This is a genomic window from Plantactinospora veratri (assembly GCF_036421995.1).
GTDB classification, from domain to species: domain Bacteria; phylum Actinomycetota; class Actinomycetes; order Mycobacteriales; family Micromonosporaceae; genus Plantactinospora; species Plantactinospora veratri.
Genome location: NZ_JAZGQL010000010.1, coordinates 156941 through 167170, shown reverse-complemented (window position 1 = coordinate 167170; position 10230 = coordinate 156941). Strand labels below are relative to the sequence as shown.

Below are 10230 nucleotides of genomic sequence, written 5' to 3'. Positions count from 1 at the left end.
TCACTGCGGTTCGGTTCCGGCGGCCCGGGCGGTGCGGGCACGGCCGCCGGCCAGGGCCCTGCGGCGCCGCGCCGCGTCCTCGGCGCCGCGGTGCAGCCGGTCGGCTCCCTCGGCCGCACCGCCGTCCAGGTGGGCGACGAGGGCCTGGATCGTCGGGTTCTGGAAGAGCCGGACCACCGGCATGTCGACGTCGAACGCCGCGACGATCCGTTCGTGCACCTCGACCAGGGTCAGCGAGGTGCCGCCGAGGTCGAAGAAGTTGTCCTGCACACCGATCCGGTCCACGCCGAGCACCTCGGCCCAGATCTCGGTGAGCCGGCGCTCGACCACGGAGCGGGGGGCGACCAAGGCGCCGTCGAGGTGCGGCCGCTCGCCGGTGGGTGGCGGGAGCGCGGGCCGGTCGACCTTGCCGCTGGCGTTGCGGGGCAGCTCGGGAAGGTGCACGAAGGTGGACGGCACGAACGCGTCGGGCAGCCGCTCGTGCAGGTACGCCCGGAGCGCGGTGACGGTCGGCCGGCGATCTCCGGCCGGCACCACGTACGCCACCAGCCGGTCACGCCCGGCCGGGTCGGGATGGCTGACCACCGCGCTGGTCCGTACGTCGGGGTGGCGTTCGAGAGCCGCCTCCACCTCGGCCGGCTCCACCCGCACCCCACGAACCTTCACCTGATGATCCACCCGACCCAGAAACTGCACCTGCCCATCCGGCAACACACACGCCAGATCCCCAGTCCGATACATCCGCCCACCCGACACCCCGAACGGATCCGGCCGAAACCGATCCGCCGTCAACCCCGGCTCACCCAGATAACCCCGCGACACCCCCACCCCACCCACCCACAACTCCCCCGGCACACCCACCGGCACCAACCCACCCACCCCATCCAGCACATACACCCGCACACCCCGAATCGGCCGACCGACCGGCACCGACGCCGCGACCGGCGACACCGGGTTCGCGTACGGGTCGTGCCAGGTCGCGTCCCAGATCTCCGAGGTGCCGTAGAGGTTGAAGAGTCGGGCGTGCGGCATCGCGGTGTGGAAGCGGTGCCACAACGACCACGGCAACGCCTCACCACTACTCACCCACATCCGCAGCTCCGGCAACCGCGATCCGAGATCGGGGACCGCGTCCAGGACCGCTCGCAGCAGTGACGGCACCAGCCAGAGTCTGGTCACCCGTTCCCGCCCCAACACGTCCACCAGTCGTACCGGGTCCCGTGCCACCTCGTCCGGGACCACCACCGACCGCACCCCCGCCAACAACCCACCCACCAACTCCCACACCGAATCCACAAAACCCACACTCGTCTTCTGACACACCACCTCCCCCACCCCAAAACCAAACCCCTCCCACATCCACACCAACCGATTCCACAACCCCCCGTGCTCCACCACCACACCCTTCGGCCGACCCGTCGACCCCGACGTGAACACCACAAACGCCCCCTGCCCCACCACCGGCACCACCGGCACCACCACCGAACCCCCAACCACCGAACCCGCCACCAACCCCGCCACACCCCCGGACACGTCCACCACCGCACCCCCGAACCCCGGCACCGCCACCCCGTCCACAGCAGACACCAACACCGAAACACCGGCAGCCTCCGCCATCTCCGCCAACCGCCTCCCCGGCAACGACGGATCCAACGGCACATACACCCCACCCGCCCACCACACCGCCAACACGATCACCGGCAGATCCACCCCACGGGACACACACACCCCCACAGCCGACTCCCGCACCACCCCCACCGACCGCAACACCCCCGCCAACCGACCAACCAACTCCCCCACCTCAGCGAACGACACCGACACACCCGAGCCATCCGTCAACGCCACCGCAGGACCAGAGGACTCCACCACCCCCGCCAACCGATCCAGCACGGAACCACCGATGTCGGCGGTACCCGCAGCGCGGTCACCGGCCACCACCGACAGCAACCACTCCCGCGATGCCGCCGGCATCACCGGTACCCGCGAGACGGGCTGGTCCGGGTCGTCGACGGCGGCGGCCAGCAGGGTGGCGTAACCCTCGGCGACCCGTTCGACGGTGCCGGCGTCGTACCGGTCGGTGTCGTAGGTCCAGGAGGCGACCGCGCCGGTCGGCGTCTCGGCGACGGTCAGCGTCAGTTCGAACGGGGTGGCCACCCGGGGCAGCGGTACCGCGTCGACCTCGAGCGGACCGAGCCGGCCGTGCTGGCCGGGGATGCCGAGGACGAGGCCGGCCAGGGCGGGGTCGCCACCGGGGTGGGCGGCGGCGACGGCGAACGTGGTCTGGAACACCGGCGCGTGACTCAGGTCGTGGGTGCCGCCGACCGCGTCGGCGACGAGCGCGAACGGGTACTCCTGGCGCTCCAGGGCGGCCATCAGCTCGCGGCGGACCTGGCCGAGGAGGGTACGGAACGACGGCTCGCCGGAGACGGTGGTGCGCAGCGGCAGGAGATTCGACACGTAGCCCACCACGTCGGCGTCACCGGGCCGGACCCGGGCGCCGGCCGGGGTACCGACGACCACGTCGGACGCGCCGCTGTGCCGGTGCAGCAGTGTCGTGTAGGCCGCCAGCAGGAGGGTGAAGAGCGTCGTCCCCTCGGCTGCCGCGAGGGCACGTAGCCGGCCGACCAGATCGCCGGGAAGGTCACTGTGCCAGGTCGCCCCTTGGAACCGCCGGACCGGCGGGTGTAGGCCGGGCGCGGGCAGCACCGTACGCGGCGGCGCGCCGGCCAGCCGCTCGGCCCAGTACGCCCGGGCCGGCTCGGCCCCCGGTCCGGTGACCGCGCGGAGGTGTCGGGCGGCGTACCCGGCGTACGGCGGCGCGGGCCGCCGGTCCGTCGTGCTCTGCCCACCGAGTGCGGCACGGTACCGCTCGCCGAGTTCGGCCAGGAGCAGTTCGGCCGACCACAGGTCCAGGCAGATGTGGTGTGCGGCCAGCAGCAACAGCGGGTCGCCGGCTCCGGTGTAGAGCCGCACCCGCAGCAGGGGCCCGCGCGCGAGGTCGAAGGGCCGGTCGGCGTCGTCGGCGCACCGCTGGAGCAGGGCCGTGCTGGTCAGGCCGGTGACGTCGACGTGTCCGAACCAGCCGTCGAGCGCCTCGTGCACCACCGCGACCGGCACGCCGCCCCGGGACGGGTAGCTGGTGCGCAGGGCGTCGTGCCGCTCGACAAGGTCCCGCAGTGCCTGGTGCAGGGCTGGGACGTCGAGCCCGCCGGTGACCCGTACCGCGCAGCCGAGGTTGTTGGCGGTCGAGTCGGGCAGGATCCGCTGCAATGTCCACAGTGCCCGCTGGTTGGGCGTGGGCTCGCCGTCCGGGCCGCCGGTGGTCGTGGGTTCGGCAGCCGGCCCGGCCGTGGCGTCGAGGCCGGTGAGGACCTCGTCGACGAGGTCGTCGGTGCTGCCGCCGCCGAGCAGGGTGCCGACGGCGACCGGTACCCCGGTGGCCGTCTCGATCCGGTGCTGGAGCCCGACCGCGGTCACCGAGTCGATGCCGTACGAGACGAGTGGCCGGGCGCTGTCGAATTTCTCCGCCGGCTGCCGCGCCACCCGGGCCGCGCCGAGCCGGACCAGCTCGGTGACGATCTGCCGTCGGGTGTGCGGGTCGGCGGCGGCGAGGTCGGCCGGCGTCACCGTGGAGGGTTCGTCGACCTCCCCGTCCGGGGCGGGTTCGAGGACGTCGTGGGCGAGCCCGACGAGTTCCCCCGCCAGGTACAGCTCGCGGCAGCGCTGCCGCCGTACCTTCCCGCTCGTGGTACGCGGGATGGTGGCCGGGCGGGCCAGCAGCACCGCGTACGGCACGACGTCGTGCTCGGCCGCCACCCGGGTGCGGATGGCGGCCGTCAGGGCGGCGTGGTCGACCGTCCGGCCGCGTTCCACCTCCTGGATGACGACCAGCCGCTCCTCGCCGTCGACCGGCACCCCGAACGCGGCACCGCAGTCGGGGCGCAGCACCGGGTCGGCCCGCTGGGCGGTCGCCTCGATGTCCTGCGGGTAGTGGTTGCGGCCACGCAGGATGACGAGGTCCTTGAGCCGGCCGGTGACGAAAAGCTCGCCGTCGTGCAGGAAACCCAGGTCGCCGGTGCGCAGCCAGGACCGCTCCCCCGTCTCGCCAGCCAGTCGGGCGGCGAAGGTGTGCGCGGTCTCCGCCGGCCGGTCCCAGTACCCCTGTGCCACGCTCGGTCCGCTGACCCAGATCTCGCCGACCTTCCCGTCCGGTAGGACCTCGGCGGTCTGCGGTTCCACCACCCGGACCGACTGGCCGGGCATGGACCGTCCACACCCGACGAGTTCGGGGCCGGCGGCGGACGGAACGGCTCTGCCCTCGGCCAGGGCGTCCCGGTCGAACCGGGCGCTCACCGGTGGCCGGCCCGCCGGGGCACCGGTGACGAGCAGGGTCGCCTCGGCGAGCCCGTAGCAGGGGTAGAAGGCGTCCGCGCGGAACCCGCACGGGGCGAAGTACTCGGCGAACCGGCGGAGGGTGTCGGCCCGGACCGGCTCGGCGCCGCTGAACGCGACCCGCCACGCGCGCAGGTCCAGCTCGGCGAGCTGCTCCGGGCGGATCCGACGAAGCGCCATCTCGTACCCGAAGTTGGGGCCGCCGCTGCAGTCGGCGCGGGTGTCGCTGATGGCGCGCAGCCACCGCAGCGGCTGGCGCAGGAAGGCGGTGGGTGCCATCAGGGTGACCGGGAAGCCGGCCCAGACCGGCTGGAGGAGCCCGCCGATCAGCCCCATGTCGTGGTACGGCGGCAGCCACACCACGGCGTGGCTCTCCGGTCCGCTGGCGAAGGAGCGCCGGATGTGCGTGGAGTTGGCGGTGAGGTTGTCGTGGCTGAGCAGGACGCCCTTGGGGGTGGCCGTGGAGCCGGAGGTGTACTGCAACAGTGCGGCCGTCGCTCCGCCCGCCAGGCCGGACGCGGGCCCGCCGGCCGGGTCGGTCAGCGTGTCGGTGGCGATCGTCGCGCCGTTCCAGCTGTCCGAGACGGCGTCGCCGAGCGCGGCGGTGGTCAGCGCCACGGCCGGTCGGGCGTCGTCGGCGATCGCGACCAGCCGTTCGGTGCGGGTGCCGGCCCGTGGCGGGTAGGCCGGAACGGCGACGATGCCGGCGTACCAGCAGCCGAAGAGGGCCGCGACGTATTCCGGGCCGGGCGGGTGCAGCAGCAGCGCCCGGTCGCCGGGGACGCACCGGTCGCGCAGGGCGGCGGCGACGGCACGGGCCCGCGAGTCGAGGGTCCGGTAGTCCCAGCGCACCTCGGTGTCCGGCTCGTCGCCGAGGAACGCGAAGGCGAGTCGTTCCGGCTGCTCCTCCGAGCGCCAGCGCAGGACATCGGCCAGCGTCGATCGATGTTGGGCTGGTACGTCCGTCACGTTGCCTTCCTCCCGGTCGTCCGGCCCGGCTACGGCCGCAGGGTCAGGGTGTTCTCGGCCGCCGCCTCGATGTCGGCGCGCAGCCAGTACCACCGCAGCATCCGGCCGGTACGCCAGACGTCGAGCTGGTCGGTGTGGTGGCGGTGGTAGGCGTGCCCCGAGTTGCCGGTGACCTGCACCCACCGGGCGGCATTCAGGTCGGAAAGGTCCACCGCCATCCGCATCGACGGCAGCTCGGTCACCTCGTAGCCGTCCGCCGCGTTCCAGGCGGTGGCGTTCACCGCGTCGGTACCGCCGGAGACCGGGACCGGGTCGTGGTTGAAGAGCCACTCGACCGCACCGACACCGGAGACGCCGAAACTCTGGTCCCGGGGGGTCAGGGTGTGCGCCCTGCCCCACCGCCACCCGTCCGGCTCGTCGCCCTGCGCGGCGGTCAGCTCCTGGTGCGCCGCCCGCATCGCGGCGACGAGCATGTCGTCGCGCCGCTCGACCTGGCCGGTCTCCTGCCGGTCCCACCACGACGCGTCCGGCTGGTCGAGCAGCTTCGCCACGACCACGAACCAGCGGTCGTCGCCGAGCGGCGGCTCGTGCTCGGGCAGCTCGTCGAAGACCCCGGCCAGCAGGTGCCGCCAGGTCGCGTTGAAGAACGCGGCGGCGGCCGAGGAGCGGCACCGGGCGCCGTCGTCGTCGGCGCAGTCGGCGGGCTGCCGGAAGTCCCAGCCAGCCAACAGCTCCCGTCCGGCGGCCGGTCCACCGCCGAGCCGGTCCGCCGGCACGGCCAGCAGCGCCGGGACCAGCTCGGGGGCCAGGCCGTTGCGGTCGTCGGTCAGCATCCGCTCCATGTCGGTCAGGTCGAGCCGGCGGCCCGCCGATTCGGCCAGCAGGTCGCCGATCCGGTCGCTGCGGTAGCCGTACGACCAGTCCGCGGTGAGCCACCGCAGGTGGTCCGGCCCGGTCACCGCCTGGTTCGCGGTGACGATCACGCCGCCCTCCGGGTTGAGCAGGTGCGGCAGTTCGGCGAAGGGCAGCCGGCCGGTCCAGTCGTAGGCCGGATCCCAGCCCGGCGACATCCAGCGCCCGTCGCCGGCACCGCGCACCGGCACCGCGCCCGCCGCCTGGTAACCGATGTTGCCGTCCACGTCGGCGTAGACGAAGTTCTGTGCCGGGCTGTCGAAGAGGGCGGTGGCGGCGCGGAATTCGGTCCAGTTCCTGGCCTGGTTGACCGCGAACAGCGCCTCGATGCTGCGACCGGGCTCGAGCGCGGTCCAGGCCAGCGCGACCGCGTAGCCGCCGCCGGGCGCCGGCTGGGCGGTCTCGGCCGGGGCGCCGTCCGGACCGAGCGGCGGCTTCGCGCCGATGTCGCGCAGCTGCTGGAAGGCGTCGGAGAGCAGCGGCCCGTGCCGGGTGTGCCGGATCCGGACGGTACGCGCCGAGTCGCCCGCGACCTTGATCCGTTCCTCCCGGACGGCCAGCGGACGCCACTGGTCCCCGACCGCGTAGCGGTCACCGTCGAGCCGCTCCAGATACAGGTCGGTCACGTCGGTGGGCAGGTTCGTCAGGCCCCACGCGATCCGCTCGTTGTGCCCGATCACCACACCCGGCATCCCGGCGAAGGTGAAGCCGGCGACCCGGTATCCGCAGGCACAGTGCAGCCCGAGCTGGTACCAGACGCCGGGCAGGGAGGGCGCCAGGTGCGGGTCGTTGACCAGGATGGGTGCGCCGGAGACGGTGCGTGAACCGGCGACCACCCACGAGTTGGATCCCGTACCGGGACCGCCCGGACGGACCGGCTCGGGAAGGCTCGCCGCCGCCCGCTGTACCGCCTCCAGCCCGTCCCGGGCCCGCTCCAGGTCGTCCCGGGAGAGGCCGCCGGCGGGCGTGCTGCGCCGGGGTTCGGTCTCCGGGCCGGCTGCCGGCCGGGTCGGGACGATCGGCTGGTGCGCGTCGCTCGGGTACGCCGGATACAGCTCCTCGGCCTGGGTCCGGCTGCGCCCCTCCAGCACCACGGCGGCTCGGTTGATCTCCTGCCACAGGTTGCCGACGAGGTCCCACGCCATCGCCTTGAGCCACGCGACACTGTCGACCGGGTCCCAGGGCTCCACCTGGTAGCCGGGGCTCAGCACCGCCAGCACGGAATACTGCAACGCCTTGCCCCGGTGGGCGTCCCGGCCGCCGTTCGCCTCGATCCACGCGTTGACGCCGGCCGCGTAGCTGAGCAGCCGCCGCCGCGCGTCCGGCGACAGCCGGTCCCACTCGGCGCGTGCGGACTCGCGCCAGCCGAGGGTACGCACGAAAACGTCGGTCTCCACCTGGTCCGGCCCGAACATTTCGGCAAGCCGACCGGCGGTGATGTGCCGGCGCAGGTCCATCTCCCAGAAGCGGTCCTGGGCGTGCACGTAGCCCTGGGCGTGGAACAGGTCGTCCTCGTTCCCGGCGTAGATCTGGGGGATCCCGTTGCCGTCCCGCAGCACCGTGACCGGGGCGGTCAGGCCGCCCAGCCGCAGCTCGCCGTCGGTGGTCGGGAAGGGGTGCCGGACGCTCCACAGTGCGAACCCGCTCGCGGCCATCGCGACCACCACCGCCACGACGGCCGACCACAGGCCGATCCGACGGATGCGCCGAAGCGCCGCGGCCGAGATCCTCATGCCCGGGGAGGTTACGACGCCCCGGGCGATCGAGACAGGTCTAACCGGGCGCACACCGTGGACCGGCGTGACCCGTGCCGGGCACCGCCGCCGCCCGTGCCGTGCACGGGTACCTAACCGTGCCGGAGCACCGCCGCGTACTCGTCGTGGTCGCGCAGCAGGGCGGTCGATCCCGGCCAGGGCGCCACCGGCGTCTCCTCCTCGCCGACCACCAGCCGATCCAGTCGCAGCCCGGTGCCCTCCAGCAGGAGCATCAGGTCGGCCGGCGTGTAGCAGCGCAGGTACTGGCTGATCTGCTGGTCGGGACTGCCACTCTCCCACCAGGTGTCGACCGCCACGCAGGTGACCGGGTCGAAGGCCGTACGGTTCGACACCGCGTACGGGTAGCCGTCGTCGGGTCTCGCCGGCTTCTCCTCCTCGTCACCGTCCCAACGCGCCCAGACGAACGGGTTCATGACGTCGACGAGGGCGGTGCCGTCGGGGGCGAGCCACTCGGTGGCGATGCGTCGCAGCAGCCGGCGCTGGTCGGCGTCCGAACCGACCCCGAAGCCGTTCCAGTAGCACACCGCCGGGAAGTCTCCCGGCAGCCGTACCCGGTAGAAGTCGTCCTTGACCACGGTCAGCGTGCCCGGCGTGGCATCTGCCGGGAGCCCGGCGGCCCGGTCTGCCCGGTCGCTGATCTCCACGGCGGTGACGTCGTGTCCGGCCTGCGCGGCGGCGAGCGCGGTGGTCCCGTAGCCGGCGCCGAGTTCCAGCACCCGCAGTGGCCCTTCGCCGACGTACCGGTGCAGCAGGCTGACCCGGCGGTGGTCCCGCTCCCGGACGCGCCCCTCCGCCTCTCCCCACCACCGGCCGGTCTGCGTGTAGAAGTCCCGTACCCATTCCACGGCACCAGATTCTCACCGGGCCGCGGCTATGCGCGGGAGGCGACCGCCAGACACTCCGCCAGTTCGTCGAGGTCACCGTCGATGACCGGCGCGTCCGGCCCGGCCGCCGCCGGCCCGGCCCGCAACTCCCGGCCGGTGACCAGCACGGCGACGGTCTCGGAGCGGTCGAGCAGTTCCTGCTCCAGCGCCGCGATCAGGCCGGCGAGGGCGGCCGCACCGGCCGGTTCGCTGCCGACCCCGGCAGACGCGGCGAGCAGTCGTACCGCGTCGAGCAGCGCGGCGTCGGGGACGGCCACCATCGCCCCGCCACTGCGGCGTACCGCGTCGAGGGCCAGGTCACCGGCGACCGGACGGTCGACGGCGATGCCGTCCGCCACCGTACCGGCGGGGTCCGTCGTCTGCGGTGACGGTGCCGTGCCCGCCCAGCGGTGCACCAGCGGCTGGCACGCCTCGGCCTGCACTCCGACCACCCGGGGCAGCCGCCGCACCGCCCCGCAGAGCACCAGCTCGTCGAAGCCCTTCGCGAGCGCGGCGAGCGTCGGCCCGTCGCCGACCGGCGCGACCACCACGTCGGGGCACCGGCGGCCGAGCTGCTCCCAGATCTCCCAGGCCACTGTCTTCTTGGCCTCGGTGGTGAGCGGGTTCGCCCCGGTGTTGCGGTCGAGCCAGCCGAAGGTCGCGGCCGCGTTCCGGGACAGGTCGAACGCGGCGTCGTAGCCCCGGGCCACCCGCACCACCAGCGCCCCGGCGGAGCGCATCAGGGACACCTTCTCCGGATCGCAGTCGACCGGCACCAGGATCACGGCGCGCAACCCGGCCGCGGCGGCGCCCAGCGCGGTCGCCACCGCCGCGTTCCCGGTCGACGCCGTGGTGACCGTGGAGACGCCGCGCCGCAGTCCGTCCTCGACGACCAGCGCGGTGGCCCGGTCCTTGTTGGACGCGCTGGGCCCGCGGGTCTCGTCCTTGAGCCAGAGTTCCGGCACGCCGAGCCGGGCACGCAGCCGGGGCGGCGCCACCAGGGGCGTGCCGCCGACCGGCAGCGGGTACCGGACCGGGCTGTCGTCGAGCGGGAGCAGCGACCGGTACCGCCACATCGAGCTGACCGGCCCGGCCGGTGCCGGCACCAGGGCGGGCCCGTAGCGGTACTCCAGCAGCTCGCACCCGTGGACCCGGCGGGTCCCGGTCACCTCGCCCACGCCGTCTCCTCCGCTGTCGCCGCGGTGTTGCCGGCCGGCACCCTGCCGGGGGCCACCGGGTCGACGGATGTCCTTCCACGCCGTTTCACCAGGGAGAACCTCCGTTCAAGAGTTCATCTTGATCAGTCGAACAGGGCGAGG

4 protein-coding genes are annotated in these 10230 nt (G+C 73.6%); all 4 read right to left on the bottom strand.

Features of this window, described 5'->3' with window-relative positions:
* A complete protein-coding gene (locus V1634_RS16730) occupies positions 1-5361 on the bottom strand; it encodes an amino acid adenylation domain-containing protein (protein WP_331208752.1) in 5361 nt (1786 codons plus the stop codon).
* A gap of 29 nt (positions 5362-5390) precedes the next feature.
* Positions 5391-8006, bottom strand: a complete 2616-nt coding sequence (locus V1634_RS16725) for a penicillin acylase family protein (protein WP_331208751.1) — start codon at positions 8004-8006, stop codon at positions 5391-5393.
* Between the two features lie 113 nt (positions 8007-8119).
* Positions 8120-8893, bottom strand: a complete 774-nt coding sequence (locus V1634_RS16720; protein WP_331208750.1) for a class I SAM-dependent methyltransferase — start codon at positions 8891-8893, stop codon at positions 8120-8122.
* A 26-nt stretch (positions 8894-8919) separates the two neighbouring features.
* Positions 8920-10089, bottom strand: a complete 1170-nt coding sequence (locus V1634_RS16715; protein WP_331208749.1) for a threonine synthase — start codon at positions 10087-10089, stop codon at positions 8920-8922.
* Positions 10090-10230 lie beyond the last annotated feature (141 nt).

Excerpts from the sequence above, each read along its gene's own strand:
- V1634_RS16725 (WP_331208751.1), bottom strand. The coding sequence starts at position 8,006 with ATGAGGATCTCGGCCGCGGCGCTTCGGCGCATCCGTCGGATCGGCCTG.